Genomic DNA, 22,763 nt, shown 5'->3' with positions numbered 1-22,763 from the left:
GCGCCTCACCGGGTCGCGGCCACCCGGAAGGTGATCCCCGCCGCGCGCAGCCGCTCGATCAGCGCGTCGCCCATCGCCACCGCCGTCGTGACCTGTCCCGCCGTGGCCGGGAGGTCGTCGAAGGCCAGGCACAGGGCGGACTCGGCGAACATCTTCGCCGTCTCGCCGTAACCGGGGTCGCCGCCCGCGACCTCCGTGAAGACCCGGCGCCCGCCGCCCTCGCCGACGAACCGCACCGAGAACCAGCTCTTCGCCCGCTTCTCCTCGCTCGGGCCCTCACCCGGCTTGAGCCGGTCGCCCAACCACCGCCGTACGGGCGGGACCTGGGCGGCGGCGACGAGCGCGCCGACGAACGCGACCCCGCCCACCGCGTACGGAAGGGTCTTCACGGCCGCGTAGTGGCGGTAGCGGAAGTCCGGCCCGTAGCGCCGCAGGGCGCGCGCCGAGCGCTGCACCACCTGTGCGTCGATGGTCGGCAGCGGCAGCGCCCACGCCCCGACCTCCTTGGCGAACCGGGGCGCACTCACCGGCGCGTACGCCCGGCGCCCCACGAGGCGCGGTTCATGCCGCTTGCGGTCCTGGGCGGCGGCCATCGTCTGCCGGCCGCGGGAGAACCCGGTGAGCGCGGAGTTGAACGTGCCGCCCGAGAACATGCCCTCGGCGCGCACGAAACCGTCCACCGTGATCGGCACGTCCTCCGGGAGCTGCCGCACCGTGAAGTACGCGCCGAGGTCGTGCGGTATCGAGTCGAAGCCGGCCGCGTGCACGATGCGGGCGCCGGTCTCCCGTGCGCGTGCGTCGTGCCGGACGAACGTCAGATCGACGAACTCGGGTTCACCGGTGAGATCCAGGTAGTCGGTGCCCTCGTCCGCGCAGGCCGCCACCAACTCCGCGCCGTGGGTGATGTACGGGCCGACGGTCGTGGCCACCACCCGCGCCTGGCGGGCCAGTTCGCGCACGGCGTCCGGATCGGACCCGTCCGCCCGGAGCACACCGATCCCCGCGCCACCGGGCAGCCGCTCGCGCAGCGCGGCGAGCTTCTCCGCGTTGCGCCCGGCGATCGCCCAGCGCAGTCCGTCGGGTGCGTTCGCGGCGAGGTACTCCGCGGTGAGCTCCCCGACGAACCCCGTGGCCCCGTAGAGCACGATGTCGTACGGCCGCTCCGCCCTGTCCTGCCCGTTGCTCATGGAACCCCTCAGCACTCGCCACGGCCCGCCCACGCGCCGTTGTCGGTGGCTGAGGCTAGCGTGAAGGACGAGCGGTCGAGTGCGCGGGATCCGGAGGTGGCCGTGGCGGTACCGAAGAACGCCCTGAAAAAATGGGAGAAGGTGCGCGAGTTCGCCCTCGGGATGCCCGGCGCGGTCGAGGAGTTCCCGTGGGGCGAGAGCGTCGCGAAGGTCAACAAGAAGGTGTTCGTGTTCCTCGGGACGGACGACGGCGGCTATCCGCTGGGTGTCACCGTGAAGCTCAAGGACGACGAGACCCACGCCCACGCCCTGAGCTGCCCCGGCGCCGAACCCGCGGGGTACGGCCTGGGCAGGTCCGGCTGGGTGCGGGTGCCGCTGGAGGAGAAGGGTGCCCCGGGCGCGGAGCTGCTCTGCGACTGGGTGGAGGAGAGCTACCGCGTGATCGCCCCGAAGCGGCTGATAGCGGAGCTGGAGGCCCGCTGAGGGCGGCGCCCGAGGCTTGGCGGGGCCGGGCTGACACCTGCCGCGACTCCGGGCACAATGACTGAGCGGGTGACTAAGCGTTTGCTCATTCGGGGCTTGTGCGGAGTGGAACACGTTCTTAGCATCACTGGTGTTACATCATTTGTGTTACATCGTTTGTGTCACAGAGCTTGGGGGCTCGATGTCGGTGGCGAAGACGCCCGGGCACGGTCCGCTCGCCGGTGTGCGCGTGGTCGAACTCGCGGGCATCGGCCCGGGACCGTTCGCCGCCATGCTCCTCGGCGATCTCGGTGCCGACGTCGTCCGCGTCGACCGACCGGGCGGCGCGGGGCTCGCGGTGAACCCGCTGTACGACGTCACCAACCGCAACAAGCGGTCGGTGATCGTCGACTTGAAGTCCCCGGACGGCCCGGACACGGTTCTCGACCTGGCCGAACGCGCCGACATCCTGATCGAGGGCTACCGGCCGGGCGTCGCCGAACGTCTCGGCGTCGGCCCCGAGACCTGTCACGCCCGCAACCCGAGGCTGGTCTACGGCCGGATGACCGGCTGGGGCCAGCAGGGCCCGCTCGCCCAGCGCGCCGGCCACGACATCGCGTACATCGCCCTGACCGGCACCCTCGGCATGACCGGAGCCCCGGGCACCCCGCCCGTCGCTCCCGCCAATCTCCTCGGCGACTACGCGGGCGGCTCCCTCTACCTCGTCGTCGGCGTCCTCGCCGCCCTCCACCACGCCCGCGCGACCGGCGCCGGGCAGGTCGTGGACGCGGCGATCGTCGACGGCACCTCGCATCTGTCCGCGATGCTCCACGGCATGCTCGCCGCCGGCGGCTGGCAGGACCGCCGCGCCGCCAACCTCCTCGACGGCGGCTGCCCCTTCTACGGCACCTACGAGACCGCCGACGGCCGGTACGTCGCCGTGGGCGCCCTCGAACAACAGTTCTACACGGAGTTCGTCGACCTCCTGGGCATCGCGGACCGGGCCCCGGCCCGCAAGGACACGGCCGCCTGGGGCGAGCTGCGCGAGACGGTCGCGGCCCGCTTCAGGACCCGTACGAGGGACGAGTGGACGGCCGTCTTCGAGGGCTCCGACGCCTGTGTGGCCCCCGTCCTGTCGCTGCGCGAGGCCCCGCACCACGCGCACCTCGCGGCCCGGGGCACCTTCACCGACTTCGGCGGCATTACGCAGCCCGCCCCCGCGCCCCGCTTCTCCGCCACCCACACCTCGATCCGCACCGGACCCGCCCAGCCGGGCGCCGACACGGCGGACGTGGCCCACGACTGGGGCATAGCTGGCCTCCTGCCGGAGAGGTCCGCCGAGACCACCTCCACCGAGGCCGCCGCCGCGAAGGACACCGACTGACACCGGCCCCCGGGCCGCACCCTCCCGTCACTGGAAAGGCCAGACTCGTGAGCACCGAAGCGTACGTGTACGACGCGATCCGCACCCCGCGCGGCCGCGGCAAGGCGAACGGCTCCCTGCACGGCACCAAGCCCATCGACCTCGTCGTCGGACTGATCCACGAGGTCCAGGGTCGCTTCCCCGGCCTCGACCCGGCCGCCGTCGACGACATCGTGCTCGGCGTCGTGGGCCCGGTCGGCGACCAGGGCTCCGACATCGCCCGGACCGCCGCGATCGCCGCGGGACTGCCCGACACCGTGGCCGGCGTCCAGGAGAACCGCTTCTGTGCCTCGGGCCTGGAGGCCGTCAACCTGGCCGCCGCGAAGGTCCGTTCGGGCTGGGAGGACCTGGTGCTCGCCGGTGGCGTCGAGTCGATGTCCCGGGTGCCGATGGCGTCGGACGGCGGCGCCTGGTTCAACGATCCGATGACCAACCTGGCGGTCAACTTCGTACCGCAGGGCATCGGCGCCGACCTCATCGCCACGATCGAGGGATTCTCCCGGCGCGACGTCGACGAGTACGCGGCACTGTCCCAGGAGCGGGCGGCCGCCGCCTGGAAGGACGGCCGGTTCGACCGCTCCGTCGTCCCCGTCAAGGACCGCGCCGGACTCGTCGTCCTCGACCACGACGAGTACCTGCGCCCCGGCACCACCGCCGACTCGCTCGCCAAGCTGAAGCCGTCCTTCGCGGACATCGGCGAACTGGGCGGCTTCGACGCGGTGGCGCTTCAGGAGTACCACTGGGTCGAGGAGATCGACCACGTCCACCACGCGGGCAACTCCTCCGGCATCGTCGACGGCGCCTCCCTCGTCGCCATCGGCAGCAAGGAGATCGGCGAGCGCTACGGACTGCGCCCGCGCGCCCGCATCGTCTCCGCCGCCGTCTCCGGCTCCGAGCCCACCATCATGCTCACCGGCCCCGCGCCCGCGACCCGCAAGGCCCTCGCCCGGGCCGGGCTGACCATCGACGACATCGACCTCGTCGAGATCAACGAGGCGTTCGCCGCCGTCGTCCTCCGCTTCGTCAAGGACATGGGTCTCTCGCTCGACAAGGTCAATGTCAATGGCGGCGCGATCGCGCTCGGCCACCCGCTCGGCGCGACGGGCGCGATGATCCTCGGCACGCTGGTCGACGAACTGGAGCGCCAGGACAAGCGATACGGGCTGGCCACGCTCTGCGTGGGCGGCGGCATGGGCATCGCGACGATCGTCGAACGCGTCTGACACCCCAGCGGAACCAAGAGACTTCTACGGAGACCCCGCCATGACCGAGAGCACCACCATCCGCTGGGAACAGGACCGCACGGGCCTCGTCACCCTCGTCCTCGACGACCCCGACCAGTCCGCCAACACCATGAACCAGGCGTTCCGCGACTCCCTCGCGGTGATCACCGACCGTCTGGAGGCCGAGAAGGACACCATCCGCGGCGTCATCATCACCTCCGCCAAGAAGACCTTCTTCGCCGGCGGCGACCTCCGCGACCTCATCAAGGTCACCCCCGACACCGCACAGCAGCTGTTCGACGGCGGCCTGGAGATCAAGCGCAACCTGCGCCGCATCGAGACCCTCGGCAAGCCGGTCGTCGCGGCGATCAACGGCGCCGCTCTCGGCGGCGGTTACGAGCTGGCCCTCGCCTGCCACCACCGCGTCGCCCTCGACGCCCCCGGCTCCAAGATCGGCTGCCCCGAGGTCACCCTCGGCCTGCTCCCCGGAGGCGGCGGCGTCGTCCGCACCGTCCGGCTCCTCGGCATCACCGACGCCCTGCTGAAGGTGCTCCTCCAGGGCACCCAGTACTCCCCGCAGCGCGCCCTGGAGAACGGCCTGATCCATGAAGTGGCCGCCACCCGGGACGAGTTGATGGACAAGGCTCGCGCGTTCATCGACGCCAACCCCGAGTCGCAGCAGCCCTGGGACAAGCCCGGCTACCGCATCCCCGGCGGCACCCCCGCCCACCCGAAGTTCGCGGCGAACCTGCCCGCCTTCCCCGCCACCCTGCGCAAGCAGACGAACGGTGCGCCCTATCCGGCGCCGCGCCGCATCCTCGCCGCCGCCGTCGAGGGAGCCCAGGTCGACTTCGAGACCGCCCAGGTCATCGAGGCCCGCTACTTCGTGGAGCTGGCCGCCGGGCAGACCTCGAAGAACATGATCCAGGCATTCTTCTTCGACCTCCAGGCCGTCAACTCCGGCGCCAACCGCCCCCAGGGCATCGAGCCCCGTCGGGTCCGCAGGGTCGCCGTCCTCGGCGCCGGGATGATGGGGGCGGGCATCGCGTACTCCTGCGCCCGCGCGGGCATCGAGGTCGTCCTGAAGGACGTGACCCCCGAGGCGGCCGCGAAGGGCAAGGGGTACTCGGAGAAGCTCTGCGCCAAGGCGGTCGCCAAGGGCCGCACCACCCAGGAGAAGGCCGACGCCCTCCTCGCCCGGATCACCCCCACCGCCGACCCGGCAGACCTCGCGGGCTGCGATGCCGTCATCGAGGCCGTGTTCGAGAACACCGAGCTCAAGCACAAGGTCTTCCAGGAGATCGAGGGGGTCGTGGCACCGGACGCCCTGCTCTGCTCCAACACCTCGACCCTCCCCATCACCGAGCTCGCCGAGGGCGTCGTCCGCCGGTCCGACTTCATCGGTCTGCACTTCTTCTCGCCCGTCGACAAGATGCCGCTGGTCGAGATCATCAAGGGCGAGCAGACCGGCGACGAGGCCCTGGCCCGCGCCTTCGACCTGGTCCGGCAGATCAAGAAGACCCCGATCGTCGTCAACGACTCGCGCGGCTTCTTCACCTCCCGGGTCATCGGCCACTTCATCAACGAGGGTGTCGCGATGGTCGGCGAGGGCATCGAGCCCGCCTCCGTCGAACAGGCGGCGGCCCAGGCGGGCTACCCCGCCAAGGTCCTCTCCCTCATGGACGAGCTGACCCTCACCCTGCCCCGCAAGATCCGCGCGGAGTCGCGGCGGGCCGTGGAGGAGGCCGGCGGCACCTGGACCGTCCATCCCGCCGAGGCCGTGATCGACCGCATGGTCGACGAGTTCGGCCGCACCGGCCGCAGCGGTGGGGCCGGGTTCTACGACTACGAGTCCGACGGGCGCCGTGCCAAGCTCTGGCCCGGACTGCGGGAGCACTTCACGAAGCCGGGGTATCGGATTCCGTTCCGGGACATGCAGGAGCGGATGCTCTTCGCTGAGGCGCTGGACACGGTGCGGTTGCTGGAGGAGGGCGTGCTCACGTCCGTCGCCGACGCCAACATCGGGTCGATCTTCGGGATCGGGTTCCCGGGGTGGACCGGTGGGGTGCTGCAGTACATCAACGGGTACGAGGGTGGGCTCTCGGGCTTCGTCGCGCGAGCGCGGGAGTTGGCCGGGCTCTATGGGGAGCGGTTCGAGCCGCCGGTGCTGTTGGTGGAGAAGGCGGAATCGGGGGAGCGGTTCGGGGACGTGTGAGGTTGTGGGGGTGGCTGGGGGTTCTCTCGTCCCCGCCGCCCCTACCCGTCCCATCCCCAGGGGCTGCGCCCCTTCCACCCCCCTCGGTGCGTTCTTCGGCTGCGGGCGGGTGGGGCTTCTCGCGCAGTTCCCCGCGCCCCTGGCGGGGCGCGGTTCTCTCCGTTCCTCTGGCGGGGCGCTCGCTTTTGGTCGAGTGTGGTCCAACCATGGGGTCGTGGGAGGGAGTTGGGCATGGTGGTGGCCGGGAACATCGACGAGGTTGTGGACGGGCTCGCCGGGGTCGTGCGGGAGGCGCGGCGTGGTGGTGACCGGGTGGGGTACTTCGCGGCGCTGTACCGTCAAGTGACCGTCGAGGTCCGCAGGGCCATTCACGAGGGGTTGTTCGACGACGGTGCCCGGATGGACCGCTTCGACACACTCTTCGGCAACCGCTACTTCGAGGCGTACGACGCCTGGCGCCGTGACCGGGGCGGGCCGCGCTGCTGGCGCGAGACGTTCGGGCTGCTGGACGACGCCGACACCGTCATCGTCCAGCACCTGCTCCTCGGCGTGAACGCGCACATCAACCTGGACCTGGCCGTCGCCGCGGCGCGGACCAGCCCGGGCGAGGACATCCACGCCCTGCGGCGCGACTTCCTGCTGATCAACGACATCCTCGGGCGGGTCGTGCTCGCCGTGCAGGACTCGCTCGGCGCGCTGTCGCCCCTGATGTCGCTGCTGGACCAGGTCGGAGCCCGCACCGACGAGCGGATCCTCGACTTCAGCGTGCGGCGGTCGAGGGAGGAGGCCTGGTTCAACGCGGTGCTGCTCGCCGGTCAGGACGAGGAGGAACGCGCGGCGACCATCGAACGGCTCGACATCCGGGCCGCCGTCCTCGCCCGGTTGATCGCCCGCCCCGGCGGCGTCGTCCGTCCGGCCCTGCAGCTGATCCGGAGCACCGAGAGCGACGACGTGCCCGCCGTCATTACCCATCTGGACCGCGCCGTGCGGTGATGCCCGTGGTTCAGGACTCCGCCGTCCACTGGCTCAGCTCGTCCTTCAGAGATCGCTGAAAGGTCGTCAACAGAGCCTGCACCACGAGGGGTTGCATATGGGCCGACAGGGACTTCACGGCCTGCGGATCGCGTTCCGCCACCGCGTCGCGGAACACGCGTGACAAAGCCTGGGCCGCCGCGCGCGAGTGCTCGATCAGTACGGTCCGCGCGGCGCGGATCGACTCCTCCGACAGGGGCACGCCGAGCAGCTCCACGCCCAGCCGCAGCAGCCCCGGGTCCACCCGGAGACCGTCACCGTCCCGTTCGACGACGCCCATCGCCACGAGCCGTTCCACGTCCTCCTCGTCCAGGGGCCGCCCCGCGCGCCGGTCGAGCTCCTCCCGCGTGACCGTCGCCACCGCGTCCGGCGCCCAGGAGGCCACCACCGCGCGCTGGAGCGCGAGTTCGTGCGGGGTGAGGTCCGGCGGCAGCCGGCGCAGGTACCCCTCGATGGCCGCCAGGGTCATGCCCTGCCGCTGCAACTCCTCGATCAGCGCGAGCCGTGCGAGATGGTCCCGACCGTAGTGCCCGACCCGGCGGGGCCCGATCTCCGGCGGCGGCAGCAGGCCCCGGGTGCCGTAGAAGCGGACCGTACGCACCGTGACCCCCGCCCGCGCGGCCAGCTCATCGACGGTGAGCACGATCTCCTCGGACCCGGACCCGGACCCGGACCCGGACCCGGACCCGGACCCGGACCCGGACCCGGACCCGGACCCGGAGCTCTCCCCGATGTCGGTCGTCATGCACAGCAGTATCGCTGTCCCAGCAGTCCTCTGACACCGCGGGATAGCGGTGACGGTGTACGACTACGGGGACTGAACCCGGGGCGCGCGGTACCGCACTCCTGCGAACGGGTAGGGCATCGGTATGGATCTTCTCCCGATGGACATCGGCCCGCTGAACCCCGTCGTCGGTGAACTCGTCGTCGCGGCCGTGCTGTTCGCGCTCGTGTTCCTCTTCTTCGTCCGGTTCGTGCCCCGGATCCAGCACGTCCTGGACGAACGGGAAGCCGCGACGAAGGGCACCGAGGCGGAGGCCGAAGCGCTGCGGGAGCAGGCCCGGATCAAGCGGGAGGAGGTCGCGGCGGCTCTGGCCGAAGCCCGGCACGAGGCCGCCCGTATCCGTCAGCGCGCCGTCGAGGAGGGCACAGCCCTGATCGCCGAGGCCCGCGCCGACGGCCGCCGCGAGCACACCGCCCTCCTGGCCCAGGGCCACGCCCGCCTGACCGAGGACCGCGCCACGGCCGAGGCCGAACTCCGCGTCCAGGTATCCGAACTGGCCTCGAACCTGGCGAGCAGAATCATCGGAGAACCGATCGAGGCAAGGGCCCACCAGCGCCCTTGAGGAGGGGGGGCGAAGCCCACCCTCCAGGGGCGCGGGGAACTGCGCGAGAAACCACGACGAACCCGCAGCCACGCCCCGGCCGTACCCCCCGAGCTCCTAGTGCCCCTGTCCGTGCCCCTGTCCGTGCCCCCGCTCATGCTCATGAACGGAGTTCGTCGCCGCGATCTTCTTCCAAGACTTCGGCGCCTTACGAGCACCCCCGGCCGCAGCCACCCCCACCTCGTCGGCGGCCGCCGCCCCCGGCTTCACCGGCTGGTACAGCCACGTGTCGAACAAGCCGTCCAGTGACTGCCCGGCCACCTCCTCGGCGTACGCGACGAAGTCGCCCACCGTCGCGTTCCCGTGCGCGTACTTCGCCGGCCACCCCTTCAGGACCTCGAAGAACGCCTCGTCCCCGACCTCGTTGCGCAGCGCCTGAAGTGCCAGCGCACCCCGGTCGTACACGGCGAGATGGAACTGGTTCTCCGGCCCGGGGTCACCCGGCTTCACCGTCCAGAACGGGTCGTCGGCCGGATGCGACGCGTACACGTGGTCCGCGAGCTCCTGCGCCGTGCCCTCGTTCTCGTGTTCGGACCACAGCCACTGCGCGTACCGCGCGAAGCCCTCGTTGATCCAGATGTCCTTCCACCCGGCGACGGAGACGAGGTCGCCGTACCACTGGTGGGCCAGCTCATGGACGACGACGGACACGTTCGACCCGTTCGCGAACTGCCGCGGGCTGTAGAACGGCCGGGTCTGCGTCTCCAGCGCGTACCCGACCTGGGGGGTGTTGGGGACGTACCCACCCAGCGCGTTGTACGGATACGGCCCGAAGTACTCGGTCAGCCAGTCCGCCACCTCGCCCGTGCGTTCGATGCTGGCGCGCGCCGCCCCGTAGCCGGCCCCGATGTCCTTGCTGTACGCGTTGACGATCGGGATGCCGTTCTCGGTCCGCCCGCTCGTGACGTCGAACTTCCCCACCGCGAGGGTCGCGAGGTAGGTGGCCTGCGGCTTGTCGGAGCGCCAGTTCCAGCGGGTCCAGCCGGCGCGTGAACTCGTCGACTGGAGCGTGCCGTTGGAGAGGGCCTGCGAGCCGTCCGGGACCAGCAGGGACACGTCGTACGTGGCCTTGTCGAGCGGGTGGTCGTTGCTGGGGAACCACCACCAGGCCGCCTCGGGCTCGCCCGCCGCGACCCCGCCGTCGGGCGTGCGGAGCCAGCTAGTGAAGCCGTAGGCCTGCTTCGACGACGGCACCCCGCTGTAGCGCACCACGACGGTGATCTCCGTGCCCTTGGGCAGCGGGTTCCTCGGCGTGATCTCCAGCTCGTGCTCACCGGAGGAGGCGAAGGACGCCTTGGCCCCGTTGACCCGGACCTCGCTCACATCGAGCAGGAAGTCCAGATTGAAGCGGGACAGGTCCTCGGTGGTTTTCGCCAGCAGCGTCGCCGTGCCCTCGAGCCTGTCCGTCGCCGGCTGGTACTTCAGTCGCAGGTCGTAGTGGGAGACGTCGTATCCGCCGTTGCCGTAGGCCGGGTAGTAGGGATCGCCGATCCCCGGCGCGCCGGGCGCGTGGTCCGCCGCCGACGCCGGGATCGCCAGCAGCAGGGAGGCCACGAGCGCGCCCGGTGCGATGAGTCTGCGGTGCACGAATCACTCCAAGTCGTGGGGGAGCGCATGCGCGTCGGTGGGGAACGCCGCCGCGCGAAAGCTGTTCGGAGCCTATTCAGTCCCTGCGAGCCCGGCCGTGTCCATGGCCGCCCCTGTCACACGATCGCCATTCGGCCGTCATGAGCGACCCCGTCCCACGCTCCTTTCCGGCCACACCGTGGCCGAAGTCCCACGAGTTCCCAACAGTCCCTCTGTCGCACGGGAGTTGACCGCAGTACCGTCCGCGCATGCCGATACCTGTGCGACGCACACACCTCACGACCTGGAGAACGCTCGCGACGGCGGCCGTGGCCGCCGCCCTCACCGCCACGTTCCTCACCCCGGCGGCCGCCGGCACCCCGGCCCCCCGGAAGAGCGAGCCGATCTACTCGTACGACGACGCCGTCCGCGAATCCGTCTGGGTGGACACCGGGCTCGACGGCGACCGCGACGGGAAGCCGGACCGGGTCGCCGTCGACATCGTCCGCCCGAGTGAACCCGCTCTGCGAGGCCGCAGGATCCCCGTGATCATGGACGCCAGCCCCTACTACTCCTGCTGTGGACGCGGCAACGAGGGACAACGCAAGACGTACGACGCGAACGGGAACGTCGTCCAGATGCCGCTGTTCTACGACAACTACTTCGTGCCCCGCGGCTACGCCTTCGTCGCCGTCGACCTCGCCGGAACAAACCGCTCCGACGGCTGTGTCGACGTCGGCGGCCGCTCCGACATCCAGTCGGCCAAGGCGGTCGTCGACTGGCTCAACGGCCGAGGCAAGGCGTACACCACCCGCACGGGCGCGACGAAGGCGAAGGCCGCCGGCTGGACCAACGGCAGGACCGGCATGATCGGCAAGAGCTACGACGGCACGATCGCCAACGGCGTCGCCGCCACCGGCGTCGAGGGCCTGGAGACCATCGTCCCGATCGGCGCGATCTCCTCCTGGTACGACTACTACTTCGCCAAGGGCGCCCCCCTCTACAACTCGGGCCCCGAGTGGCTGTCCGACTACGTGGAGAGCCCCGACGCCCGCGCCAAGTGCGGCCACGTCCAGCGGGAACTCGTCGACGGCGCCCCGCGCACCGGCGACTGGACCCCGCTGTGGACGGAACGCGACTACGCCAAGGACGTCCGGAAGATCGACGCCAGCGTCTTCGTCGTCCACGGTCAGCAGGACCTCAACGTCCGCCCCAAGCACTTCGGCCAGTGGTGGGACGCGCTCGCCAAGCACGGCGTCGAGCGCAAGATCTGGCTCTCCGAGGTCGGCCACGTCGACCCCTTCGACTTCCGCCGCGCCGCCTGGGTCGACACCCTGCACCGCTGGTTCGACCATGAACTCCTCGGCTACGACAACGGCATCGACGACGAGCCGATGGCCGACATCGAACGCCACCCGGACCAGTGGGAGACGTCCAGGGTCTGGCCGCCGCGCGCCACCAAGGCCACGACCCTCCGTCCGGCCGAGGGCGACGAGCCCGGCGTCGGCACCCTCGGCCTGCGCAAACGGTCCGGCACCGAGACCTTCACCGACGACCCCGCGCTGAACGAGACCGACTGGGCCGCCCACATCGACCGGTCCACCCCCGAGAAGGCGGGCTTCGTCACCGCGCCCCTCACCAAGGACCTGCGCCTGTCCGGCTCCTCCAGGGTGACCGTCACGGCCACACCCACCACGTCCACCGCCCATCTCTCGGCGGTCCTCGTGGACCTCGGCCCGGACACCATCCGCGACTACTCCGCCACCGGCGAGGGCATCACCACCCTCACCGAGCGCACCTGCTGGGGCCCGAGCACCGCCGGTGACAGTTCCTGCTTCAGGGAGACGAAGGCCAGGACCGCGGACGTCGACTACACGATCTTCAGTCGCGGCTGGGCCGACCTCGGCAACCACTCCTCCGCGACGGGAGCCCCGCTCACCCCCGGCACCCCGTACACGATCACCCTCGACCTGCACGCGAGCGATCACGTCGTCCCGGCGGGGCACCGCCTCGCGCTGATCATCGCGGGCACCGACGAGGACCTCATCGACCCGCCGTCGAGCACCCCCACCCTGACCATCGACCTCAGGCGCACCTCCGCGCAGGTCCCCCTGGTCGGCGGCAGCGCGGCCTTCGAGAAGGCGACCTCGGGCGCCACCGCACGCCCGGAGACCTCGGTCCTCGACGGCGTACGCGACCCGGGCCGGGCCGCCCGCGTGCCGGGCGGTGGCGCATGAGGGCCCGCACCGCGGCGCTGATCGCCACGGCGCTCACGGTGCCCCTGCTGTCGACGCCCGCGCACGCGACGGACACCCCGCCGCCGCGCACGGGATTCGAGCGGTCGGGCGGCGCCCGCTGGACCAGCCAGCCCGAGGAGCAGGCGTTCCTGGCCGCCGTCGACCGGGCGAGCGACCGGGTGTCGACGACCCGGGTCGGCACCACCGAGCAGGGGCGCCCGCTCCAACTCGTCCGGATCGGCACCCGCCCCACCTCGCGCACGGTCCTGCTCATCTGCAGTCAGCACGGCGACGAGCCCTCCGGCCGCGACGCCTGCCTCACCACCGTGCGCGACCTCGCCTTCGCCAGGGACGCGCGGACCGAACGGCTGCTGAGATCGACCACCGTGCTCGTCGTCCCCACCGCCAACCCCGACGGCCGGGCCGCCGACACCCGGGGCAACGGCGACGGCGTCGACATCAACCGCGACCACCTCGCCCTGCGGACCGCCGAGGCGCGGGCCCTCGCCGCCGTCCTGCGCGACCGCAAGCCCGACATCGTCTACGACCTGCACGAATACGGCGCCACCCCGCAGTACTACGACAAGGACCTCTTCGACCTCTGGCCGCGCAACCTCAACACCGACCCGGCCGTCCACCGCGAGGCACGGGGGCTCTCCCTCGACCACGTACGCCCAGCCGCCGAGGCCGCCGGCCACTCGACCGGCACCTACGGCATCTGGACCGACCCGGTCACCGGCGATCCGATCCGCCAGGTCGCCGGTGACGGCCAGGAACGCATCCTGCGCAACATGTCCGGAATCAAGCACTCGGTCGGGCTGCTGATCGAGAGCCGGGTGGAACCCCTGACGGCCGACACCCCGGAGCCGGCCAACAACCTGCGCCGGGTGAACTCCCAGCTCGCGGCGTTGCGTGGCCTGTTCGGCTTCGCCGCCGAACGCGGCCGACAGGTCGACCGGGTCACCGGCGCGGCCCGTCTCGCCGGCCTCCGCGACACCGGCCCGGTCTACGTCGGCGGCGCCGACAACGACCCCGCCGAACCCGCCGAGGTGATCCAGGACCCGCCCTGCGGCTACCGGCTCACCGCACAGCAGTACGAGGAGTTCGCGGACGAGCTGGCGCTGCACGGCGTCCGCGTGCGGCCGGAAAGCAACGGTGACGGCGACGGGGACGGCGTCCTCGTACCGCTGCGCCAGCCGCTGCGCGCGCTGGTCCCGCTGCTGTTCGACGAGCGGGCGCCGTACCGCCTGACGGTGGGGGTGCCCGACACCGCCTGTTGAACGAGTAAGGATCGAGGTCACATGTGGTAGGGGTTCCTGGGCAGGAGAAGGTCAGTTCCAGCCACTCGCTGAAAGGTTCCACCTGTGACGCACGATCATCGCACCACCCACCACGGGGGAGGCGCGCTTCCGGGTTCGGAGGCGGGTCTCCCCGGCGGCGGGCGGCCCCGGACGGACCGCGTCGTGTTCGGTGTGACGGCGGCGCTGACCTTGGCCTTCGTGCTCTGGGGCGCCATCTGGACCGACGCGCTCGAAACCGCCTCCGACAAGATGCTGAACGGCCTGCTCCACAACGGTGGCTGGGCGTTCATGCTGGCCGCCTCCGGCTTCGTCGTCTTCGCCCTGTGGCTCGCGGTCAGCCGCTACGGCCGTATCCACCTCGGCGTCGAGGGCGAGAAACCCGAGTTCCGCACGGTCTCCTGGGTCGCCATGATGTTCAGCGCCGGCATGGGCATCGGCCTGATGTTCTACGGCGTCAGTGAGCCCCTCGCCCACTACACCACGCCCCCGCCGGGCACGGGTCCCGAGGGCTCCGGGGAACGCATGGAAACGGCCATGGCGACCACCCTCTTCCACTGGACGCTGCACCCCTGGGCGATCTACGCGGTGGTCGGCCTCGGCATCGCCTACAGCACCTTCCGCAAGCAGCGCCGCCAGACCATCAGCGCCGTCTTCACCCCGCTGATCGGCGAGAAGCACGCGGGCGGCACCGTCGGCCGCGCCATCGACATCCTGGCGATCATCGCCACGATCTTCGGCTCGGCGGCCTCCCTGGGCCTCGGCGCCCTCCAGATCGGCTCGGGTTTCCGCGAACTGGGCTGGATGGACAAGGTGGGCACCGGGCTGCTCGTCGCCATCATCGCCGTCCTGACCCTGGCCTTCGTCGCGTCCGCCGTCTCCGGAGTGGAGAAGGGCATCCAGTGGCTGTCCAACACCAACATGGTGCTGGCCCTGCTGCTCGTGATCTTCGTGTTCGTCGCGGGTCCGACGATCCTCGTCCTCGACCTGCTGCCCACCTCGGTCTTCTCCTACCTGGGCGACCTGCCCCAGCTCGCGGGCCGCACCGAGGCGTCCGGCGGCGAGGGTGTGGCCGACTGGCTCGGCAGCTGGACCGTCTTCTACTGGGCGTGGTGGATCTCCTGGACGCCCTTCGTCGGCATGTTCATCGCCCGCATCAGCCGCGGCCGCACCATCCGCCAGTTCGTCGGCGGTGTCATCCTCGTGCCCAGCACGGTCAGCCTCGTCTGGTTCGCGGTCTTCGGCGGCACGGCGATGAAGCTCCAGGAGCAGGGCCGGCTCGGCGAGGAGGCCACACCGGAGGGCCAGCTCTTCGCCGTCCTGCACGAGTTCCCCCTCGCCACGGTCTCCAGCCTGCTCGTGATGATCCTCGTCGGCATCTTCTTCGTCTCCGGCGCCGACGCCGCGTCCATCGTCATGGGCACGCTCTCCCAGCGGGGCGCCCTCGAACCCGGCCGCTTCGTCGTCGTGTTCTGGGGCATCGTCACCGGGGCGGTCGCCGCGATCATGCTCCTCGTCGGCAGTGGTCAGGGCGACGCCCTGACCGGACTGCAGAACCTGACGATCCTGGCCGCCGCGCCGTTCGTCCTGGTGATGATCGGCATGTGTGTGGCGATGATGCGCGACCTGCGCCGGGACCCCGTGATGGTCCGCGAGGAGATGGCCTCCGAAGCGGTCGAACTGGCCGTCATCGAGGGCCACAAGCGCTACGACGGCGAGTTCGAGATCCGGGTCGGCCCGGGCCAGGGCACGGAGATCGAGGGGGACCCGATCGGTCATCGCTCCGAGTAGGCACGCGAAGGGGCCGGTGTGCCGCGCCCATCGGGGCGCGGGGAACCGCGCGGCCGGCCGGACGCGGGGCACGGCGCGGCCGATCGGACGCCCCGCACCGCGCGACCGGTCCCACGGCCCGCGGCCCTGTGCTCAGACGGCCGCGAGCCGTGCGGCCTCCCTCGCGCATCCCCACGCCACGGTGACCCCGGCCCCGCCGTGCCCGTAGTTGTGCACCAACGCCCGTCCGCCCGGCAGGAGTTCGCGTTCCAGACGGACCGCCGGGCGCGCGGGCCGCAGCCCGACGCGGTGCTCGATGATCCGGGCTCCCGCGATCTCGGGCCGCAGCGCCGCGCACCGCCGCACGATCTCCTCCGCGATCACCGGGTCCGGCGCCAGGGACCAGGCGTCCTCCTCCGCCGTACCGCCGAGGATCAGCCCGCCCGGCTGCGGCATGAAGTACGTGCTTTTGGAACCGGAGTGGTCAACCGAGGTGAGCCAGGTGGTCACCCCGGGGTTCTCCACCACGACCAACTGCCCCCGCACCGGCCGCACGGAAGGATCCGGCACCAGCTCCCGGGCGCCCAGCCCCGTGCAGTTGACGATCACGGGCGCCTCGACCCCCGCGAGATCGGTCACCGTGCGCTGCTCCACCGCACCGCCCGCCGCGACGAACCGCTCGCGCAGCCACCGCAGATGGACCGGCATGTCGATCAGCGGCAGCCGCGCCCACAGCCCGGCACCCGGGTACTCCCCGGCCGTCGCCACGCGCAGCCCGGCCACGCGCGAGGCCCACGCGCCGAGCGTGTCCAGCGACGTCCCGCCATGTACGCCCTCGACCACACGTACGCCTGTCTCGTCCGGCCGGGCCGCCAACTCCTCGTACACCGCGAGGGTGTCGAGCGCCCACGCGCCGACCAGTTCCTCCGGCTCGATCCGGTAGGGCCACCACAGTCCGCCCGCGACGCCGGACGTCGCGCGCTCCCCGGGCTCCCGCGCCCACACCCGAACCCGTCGGCCGCTCTCCGCCAGAACGACGGCGGTGGTGAGACCGACGACTCCGCCACCGACCACGATCACGTCGCTCATATCGCTGTTCGATTCCTTGGCCACGCAGGGACGTTAACGGAATATGTCATGCCGTGCTCACAAGTCTGGCTTTGTGGGGATACTCACACCATGTCCGCCGAATACGCGACCTTCGGCCTGGCACCGGCGATGCGAGCCGGTGGCGTCCTCGCCAACGGTGATTACCAAGTGCACCGGGACTTCGTGGACTTCATCGTCGACGGACGCCCGCTGTTGTTCCAGCTCTCCGACCTCGACGCCGTCTCCCCCCTCGCCTCCGACGTCCCGCCCTCGATCTTCACCGCCCAGGTGCGCAGTCTGCTCCTGGAGGCCGAAGCACCCCTGACGAGCGGCCGTTACGTCATCTACGGCTGCCCCGAATGCGCCGACCTCGCCTGCGGAGCGGTGACCGCGGTGATAGAGCGGGACGGCGAGGACTTCGTGTGGCGGGACTTCGCCTGGCAGACCGAGGAGGAGGCCGACCTCAAGCGCAACGGCTACACCGGAATCGGCCCCTTCCGCTTCCACGGCTCCGAGTACCGCAGCGCCCTGCGGTCCCTGTTGCGTGAGTCGGGCGCCGAGCCGTCGGCCCGGCGCAGGGTCCTCCTCATCGGCGCCCGCGTCGCCGTGCTCGCCAGACTCGCCGCCGCCCTGCGCGCCATCGGCATCGGCGCCGACATAGCGCAGGACGCCACCGGCGTGCCCCCGGAGGAACTGCGCGCCTACGGTGCCGTGGTCTTCGGACGGGGCGTCGGCGAGGCGGACCGCGACGCCGTGCGGCTGGCCTTCGACCGCGCGGGGGTCCAGGTCGCCTACGTCGACGGCCTCGCCCCGATCATCCCGCTCCTCGTCGCCCAGATCGAACACGCCCTCGACCGCAGTCCGACCGAACAGCGCCGCCTCACTCGTCTCGTCGCCGCCGGTGGACAGGCCGGCATCGAGATCACCTCCACCTGCCGGGTGGAACTGACCGCCTACCGCCTCGACCGTCTCTACCGCCCCCACACCTACCGCTTCTTCGACGGCATCCTCCCGGCCGGCCGGCACCGCATCGGCCTGGACCCGAAGGCGGTGAAGGGAGAATCGTTCATCGTGGCCCGCACGACGGGAACGGTGCTGGTGGAACCGATGGCCCTGTAGGGGCGCGGGGAACCGAACGGACGGCGTCCGGGGCGGAGCCCCGAGGCTGTGACGGGGGCCGTAAAATCACCCCCTGTGACCGCCACCCTCGTCGTCAAGAACCTCGCCGCCGGACACGGCGACCGCCCGCTCTTCTCCGGGCTGGACCTCGTCGTCGCCCCCGGTGACGTGATCGGGCTGGTCGGCGCCAACGGCGCCGGCAAGTCCACGCTGCTGCGCCTGCTCGCCGGACTGCTCCCGCCGGAGGAGGGCGAGCTGCGGCTGTCCCCGCCCACGGCGACCGTGGGGCACCTGCCGCAGGAACCGGAGCGACGGGAGGGCGAGACCGTACGGGAGTTCCTGGCCCGGCGCACGGGCGTGGCCGAGGCCCAGCGGGTCATGGACGAGGCCACCCAGGCGCTGGTGGAGGGCGCGCCGGGGGCCGACGACGCGTACTCGGTGAGCCTGGAGCGCTGGCTCGACCTCGGCGGCGCCGACCTCGACGAGCGGGCGGAGGAGGTCGCCGACACCCTCGGTCTCGGCGTCGACCTGGACCAGCCGATGACCAGCCTCTCCGGCGGCCAGGCCGCCCGCGCCGGACTCGCCTCGCTGCTCCTCTCCCGCTACGACGTCTTCCTCCTCGACGAGCCCACCAACGACCTCGACCTGGACGGCCTGGAACGACTCGAACGCTTCGTCTCCGGCCTGCGCGCGGGCACGGTCGTCGTCAGCCACGACCGCGAGTTCCTCACCCGCACGGTCACCAAGGTCCTCGAACTCGACCTCGCCCAGAACCAGATCAACCTCTACGGCGGTGGCTACGAGGCCTACCTGGAGGAACGCGAGACGGCCCGCCGCCACGCCCGCGACGACTACGACGAGTACGCCGACAAGAAGGCCGCCCTCCAGGACCGCGCCCAGACGCAGCGCTCCTGGATGGACAAGGGCGTCAAGAACGCGCGGCGCAAGGCGGGCAACGACAACGACAAGATCGGCCGCAAGTTCCGCAGCGAGGCGAGCGAGAAGCAGGCCGCCAAGGCCCGGCAGACCCAGCGCATGATCGAACGGCTCGACGTGGTGGACGAGCCGCGCAAGGAGTGGGAACTGCGCATGGAGATCGCGGCGGGCCCGCGCTCCGGTGCCGTGGTCGCCACGATGCGCGACGCGGAGGTGCGGCGCGGCGACTTCGCCTTCGGCCCGGTCTCACTGCAGATCGACTGGGCGGACCGTATCGCCATCACCGGGGCGAACGGCGCGGGCAAGTCGACGCTCCTGGGCGCGCTGCTCGGCCGGGTCCCCCTGGACTCGGGCCACGCCGGCCTGGGCTCCGGTGTCCTGGTCGGCGAGGTCGACCAGGCCCGTGCCCTCTTCCACGGCCCCGAGTCCCTCCTCGACGCCTTCTGCGCGGCCGTCCCCGACACCGAGCCCGCCGAGGTCCGCACCCTGCTCGCCAAGTTCGGCCTCAAGGCGGCCCACGTCCTACGCCCGGCGATCACCCTCTCCCCGGGCGAACGCACCCGCGCGGCGCTCGCGCTGCTCCAGGGCCGAGGAGTCAACCTCCTGATCCTCGACGAGCCCACGAACCACCTGGACCTCCCGGCGATCGAGCAACTCGAAGCCGCCCTCGACACATACGAGGGCACGCTGCTCCTGGTGACCCACGACCGCCGCATGCTGGACGCGGTGCGGGTGACCCGCCGATTGACCGTGGAGGCGGGCAAGGTGACCGAGAGCTGACGGCGCGTTCCCGGCTGCGGCTGAGTGGGGCTTCTCGCGCAGTTCCCCGCGCCCCTGAAAGACCAGGCCCCCGCGGCCCTGAAAGGCGACCGGCGACGGCCCTGAAAAGCACGGGGCGCAGCCCCTGCTTTTCAGGGGCGCGGGGAACTGCGCGACCAGCCCCCACCGAACGGACGCTCGGGGGTCGAAGGGGCGCAGCCCCTGGGGATGGGACGGGTAGGGGCGGCGGGGGCGAAGAAACCCCCGCCGCACCACTCAGCCCCGCTTCTTGTCCACCAACCCCGCCCGCCGCAACGCATCCGCCATCGCACTGTTCGAAGGAGCCGGCGCGGACGCCCCCCCTTGCCGTCCCCCACCCCCACGCCCCTGCTGCCGAGGCGCCTGCCCCCCACGGGAACCCCGCTGAGGCCGAGCCCCACCCCCGGACGCCCCACCGGCCCCCTTCGGCGCCGCCTCATCGTCCAACCGCAGCGTCAACGAGATCCGCTTCCGCGGAATGTCGACGTCGAGCACCTTCACCTTCACGATGTCCCCGGGCTTGACCACGTCACGCGGATCCTTCACGAACGTCCTGGACAGCGCGGAGACATGCGCCAGCCCGTCCTGGTGGACACCGATGTCGATGAACGCCCCGAACGCCGCGACGTTCGTCACGACCCCCTCCAGGACCATCCCGGACTCCAGATCGGAGATCTTCTCGACGCCCTCCTTGAAGGTGGCCGTCTTGAAGGCGGGCCGAGGATCCCGCCCCGGCTTCTCCAGCTCCCTCAGAATGTCCGACACCGTCGGCAGACCGAACGTCTCGTCCACGAAGTCCCCGGGCCTGAGCGACCGCAGCACCCCGGTGTTGCCGATGAGCGCCGCCACCTCCTGCCCGGAGGTCTTCACCATCCGCCGTACGACGGGGTACGCCTCGGGGTGCACGCTGGACGCGTCCAGCGGGTCGGAGCCGCCCCGGATCCGCAGGAAGCCCGCGCACTGCTCGTACGCCTTGGGGCCGAGCCGCGCCACGCCCTTCAGCTCGGAGCGCGAGCTGAAGGGGCCGTTGGCGTCGCGGTGGGCCACGATGTTCTCGGCGAGCCCGGAGGAGATGCCGGAGACCCGGGCCAGCAGCGGCGCGGAGGCCGTGTTCACGTCCACGCCCACGCCGTTCACACAGTCCTCGACCACCGCGTCCAGCGAACGCGACAGCTTCACCTCGGACAGGTCGTGCTGGTACTGACCGACACCGATCGACTTGGGGTCGATCTTGACCAGCTCGGCCAGCGGGTCCTGCAGACGGCGCGCGATGGAGACGGCGCCCCGCAGTGAGACGTCCATCCCGGGCAGCTCCTGCGAGGCGAACGCCGACGCCGAGTACACCGACGCGCCCGCCTCCGACACCATCACCTTGGTGAGCTTCAACTCCGGGTGCCTGGTGATCAGTTCACCGGCGAGCTTGTCGGTCTCCCGGGACGCCGTGCCGTTGCCGATCGCGATCAGCTCGACCGCGTGCTCCTTGGCCAGGCGCGCCAGCTTGGCGATGGCCTCGTCCCACTTGTTGGCCGGGACGTGCGGGTAGATGACGTCGGTGGCGACGACCTTGCCGGTGCCGTCCACCACGGCGACCTTCACACCCGTGCGGAAGCCGGGGTCCAGGCCCAGCGTCGCGCGGGTCCCGGCCGGGGCGGCGAGGAGCAGGTCGCGCAGGTTCGCCGCGAACACGTTCACCGCCTCGTCCTCGGCGGCCGTGCGCAGCCGCAGCCGCAGGTCGATGCCGAGGTGGACGAGGATGCGGGTCCGCCACGCCCAACGGACCGTGTCCGTCAGCCACTTGTCGGCCGGCCAGCCGCGGTCGGCGATCTGGAAGCGATGCGCGACGATCCCCTCGTACGAGGAGGGGCCGGGCTGCTCGGAGGGCTCCTCCGGCTCCAGGACGAGATCGAGGACGTCCTCCTTCTCGCCGCGCAGCATCGCCAGGATGCGGTGGGAGGGCAGCTCGGTGAACGGCTCCGCGAAGTCGAAGTAGTCGGCGAACTTGGCGCCCGCCTCCTCCTTGCCCTCCTTGACCTTGGCGGCGAGCCGGCCCCGTACCCACATGCGCTCGCGCAGCTCGCCGATCAGGTCGGCGTCCTCGGAGAACCGCTCGGTGAGGATCGCCCGCGCGCCGTCCAGGGCGGCCTGCGGGTCGGCGACGCCCTTGTCGGCGTCCACGAACGCCGCGGCGGCGGCCAGCGGCTCGACGCCCGGATCGCCGAGCAGGCCGTCGGCCAGCGGTTCGAGACCGGCCTCGCGGGCGATCTGCGCCTTGGTGCGCCGCTTCGGCTTGAAGGGGAGGTAGATGTCCTCCAGGCGGGCCTTGGTCTCGGCGCCGCGGATCCGCTCCTCGACCTCGGGCGTCAACTTGCCCTGCTCGCGCACCGAGTCCAGGATCGCGGTCCGCCGTTCCTCCAGCTCCCGCAGATAGCGCAGCCGCTCCTCGAGCGTGCGCAGCTGCGCGTCGTCGAGCATCTCGGTCGCTTCCTTGCGGTAGCGGGCGATGAAGGGCACGGTCGAACCGCCGTCGAGCAGCTCCACCGCGGCCTTGACCTGCCGCTCCCGTACGCCGAGCTCCTCGGCGATCCTGCCTTCGATGGACCGTACTTCGATGGACCCGGGTGTCGTCACGTTCCCGTACCGCCTTCTCCACTGAGGTTGCGCGGCAATTGTGGCAGGTGGCACGGACACCGGGGGCTCGGGGACGCAAACGCGCGGGCCGGACAGCGGGGGAGCCGGACGCGACCACGCGTCCGGCTCCCATGACTCACGGCCCGGCCCGTCCTCGGGCCCGGCCTTCCTCAGGCCCGGCGGGCCCGCCCGGTGCGGCGCGTCGAACTCGACGCGCCTCCGAAGAGCCGGGCCACGGCCCGGAACGGCAGCGTGACCACCGTCGCGATGGCTCCACCGATCTGCCGCAACACGTCTGCGATCGCACGGAACACGTAACTCCCCTTTCGTCTCCCGGCTGGCTGGGCCAGGAACGCTCGGGTACCGCGCCCGGCACCGTTCATGCCTGTGGCATC

Annotated in this window: 18 protein-coding genes; 12 read left to right on the top strand and 6 right to left on the bottom strand. The window is 71.4% G+C overall.

Annotated elements, in window-relative coordinates:
- Positions 1 to 5: 5 nt before the first annotated feature.
- The gene (locus PUR53_RS24905; RefSeq protein WP_329902337.1) at positions 6 to 1,187 is read right to left on the bottom strand and encodes a saccharopine dehydrogenase family protein; all 1,182 of its coding nucleotides are present in this window, start codon (positions 1,185 to 1,187) and stop codon (positions 6 to 8) included.
- 102 nt (positions 1,188 to 1,289) lie between these two features.
- Here PUR53_RS24905 and PUR53_RS24900 point away from each other — a divergent pair, with 102 nt between their 5' ends.
- From PUR53_RS24900 to PUR53_RS24880, 5 genes are all read left to right on the top strand, one after another.
- Positions 1,290 to 1,670 (top strand): MmcQ/YjbR family DNA-binding protein, encoded by a 381-nt coding sequence (locus PUR53_RS24900; protein ID WP_329902391.1) that lies wholly within the window; start codon positions 1,290 to 1,292, stop codon positions 1,668 to 1,670.
- A 181-nt stretch (positions 1,671 to 1,851) separates the two neighbouring features.
- Positions 1,852 to 3,033, top strand: a complete 1,182-nt coding sequence (locus PUR53_RS24895) for a CaiB/BaiF CoA transferase family protein (protein ID WP_329902336.1) — start codon at positions 1,852 to 1,854, stop codon at positions 3,031 to 3,033.
- Positions 3,034 to 3,080: 47 nt separating this feature from the next.
- Entirely contained in the window at positions 3,081 to 4,295 is a 1,215-nt protein-coding gene (locus PUR53_RS24890; RefSeq protein ID WP_329902335.1) for an acetyl-CoA C-acetyltransferase, read from the top strand.
- A 40-nt stretch (positions 4,296 to 4,335) separates the two neighbouring features.
- Positions 4,336 to 6,510, top strand: a complete 2,175-nt coding sequence (locus PUR53_RS24885; protein ID WP_329909690.1) for a 3-hydroxyacyl-CoA dehydrogenase NAD-binding domain-containing protein — start codon at positions 4,336 to 4,338, stop codon at positions 6,508 to 6,510.
- A gap of 231 nt (positions 6,511 to 6,741) precedes the next feature.
- Positions 6,742 to 7,503, top strand: coding sequence for a DUF5995 family protein (locus PUR53_RS24880; protein ID WP_329909689.1), 762 nt, complete (start codon positions 6,742 to 6,744; stop codon positions 7,501 to 7,503).
- A gap of 10 nt (positions 7,504 to 7,513) precedes the next feature.
- Here the strand turns inward: PUR53_RS24880 and PUR53_RS24875 are convergent, their stop codons facing one another.
- Complete coding sequence (locus PUR53_RS24875; RefSeq protein WP_443080353.1) at positions 7,514 to 8,143, bottom strand: MerR family transcriptional regulator; 630 nt, start codon at positions 8,141 to 8,143, stop codon at positions 7,514 to 7,516.
- A 34-nt stretch (positions 8,144 to 8,177) separates the two neighbouring features.
- Here PUR53_RS24875 and PUR53_RS24870 point away from each other — a divergent pair, with 34 nt between their 5' ends.
- Together PUR53_RS24870 and PUR53_RS24865 are read left to right on the top strand one after the other, a co-directional pair.
- The gene (locus PUR53_RS24870; RefSeq protein WP_329909687.1) at positions 8,178 to 8,321 is read left to right on the top strand and encodes a hypothetical protein; all 144 of its coding nucleotides are present in this window, start codon (positions 8,178 to 8,180) and stop codon (positions 8,319 to 8,321) included.
- 90 nt (positions 8,322 to 8,411) lie between these two features.
- On the top strand, positions 8,412 to 8,888 hold the full coding sequence (locus PUR53_RS24865) for a F0F1 ATP synthase subunit B family protein (protein ID WP_329902331.1): 477 nt from the start codon (positions 8,412 to 8,414) through the stop codon (positions 8,886 to 8,888).
- 96 nt (positions 8,889 to 8,984) lie between these two features.
- Here PUR53_RS24865 and PUR53_RS24860 read toward each other — a convergent pair whose 3' ends face one another.
- Positions 8,985 to 10,514 carry a M1 family metallopeptidase gene (locus PUR53_RS24860; RefSeq protein WP_329909686.1) on the bottom strand — a complete coding sequence of 510 codons (1,530 nt, stop codon included), beginning with the start codon at positions 10,512 to 10,514 and terminating at the stop codon, positions 8,985 to 8,987.
- A gap of 248 nt (positions 10,515 to 10,762) precedes the next feature.
- On the opposite strand from PUR53_RS24860, the gene PUR53_RS24855 reads away from it, so the two are divergent.
- The 3 genes from PUR53_RS24855 (at position 10,763) to PUR53_RS24845 (ending at position 15,819) form a co-directional block, all read left to right on the top strand.
- Positions 10,763 to 12,730: a Xaa-Pro dipeptidyl-peptidase gene (locus PUR53_RS24855; protein WP_329909685.1), complete on the top strand. Its 1,968-nt coding sequence runs from the start codon at positions 10,763 to 10,765 to the stop codon at positions 12,728 to 12,730.
- Entirely contained in the window at positions 12,727 to 14,010 is a 1,284-nt protein-coding gene (locus PUR53_RS24850; protein ID WP_329909684.1) for a M14 family metallopeptidase, read from the top strand. Before PUR53_RS24855 ends, PUR53_RS24850 begins: the two co-directional genes overlap by 4 nt.
- An 84-nt stretch (positions 14,011 to 14,094) precedes the next feature.
- Positions 14,095 to 15,819: a BCCT family transporter gene (locus tag PUR53_RS24845; protein WP_329902327.1), complete on the top strand. Its 1,725-nt coding sequence runs from the start codon at positions 14,095 to 14,097 to the stop codon at positions 15,817 to 15,819.
- A 132-nt stretch (positions 15,820 to 15,951) separates the two neighbouring features.
- Here the strand turns inward: PUR53_RS24845 and PUR53_RS24840 are convergent, their stop codons facing one another.
- On the bottom strand, positions 15,952 to 16,887 hold the full coding sequence (locus tag PUR53_RS24840; RefSeq protein ID WP_329909718.1) for an FAD-dependent oxidoreductase: 936 nt from the start codon (positions 16,885 to 16,887) through the stop codon (positions 15,952 to 15,954).
- Between the two features lie 90 nt (positions 16,888 to 16,977).
- Between PUR53_RS24840 and PUR53_RS24835 the strand changes: the two genes are divergently transcribed.
- Entirely contained in the window at positions 16,978 to 18,006 is a 1,029-nt protein-coding gene (locus PUR53_RS24835; RefSeq protein WP_329902326.1) for an oxidoreductase, read from the top strand.
- 75 nt (positions 18,007 to 18,081) lie between these two features.
- Complete coding sequence (locus PUR53_RS24830; protein ID WP_329909683.1) at positions 18,082 to 19,722, top strand: ABC-F family ATP-binding cassette domain-containing protein; 1,641 nt, start codon at positions 18,082 to 18,084, stop codon at positions 19,720 to 19,722.
- Positions 19,723 to 19,977: 255 nt separating this feature from the next.
- Here the strand turns inward: PUR53_RS24830 and PUR53_RS24825 are convergent, their stop codons facing one another.
- Entirely contained in the window at positions 19,978 to 22,368 is a 2,391-nt protein-coding gene (locus PUR53_RS24825) for a Tex family protein (RefSeq protein ID WP_329909682.1), read from the bottom strand.
- Between the two features lie 170 nt (positions 22,369 to 22,538).
- On the bottom strand, positions 22,539 to 22,682 hold the full coding sequence (locus tag PUR53_RS24820) for an LPFR motif small protein (RefSeq protein ID WP_169797823.1): 144 nt from the start codon (positions 22,680 to 22,682) through the stop codon (positions 22,539 to 22,541).
- Positions 22,683 to 22,763 lie beyond the last annotated feature (81 nt).

This window comes from Streptomyces sp. SP18BB07 (assembly GCF_036322545.1).
Taxonomy (GTDB): domain Bacteria; phylum Actinomycetota; class Actinomycetes; order Streptomycetales; family Streptomycetaceae; genus Streptomyces; species Streptomyces deccanensis.
This window is presented reverse-complemented; position numbering and strand designations above follow the sequence as displayed.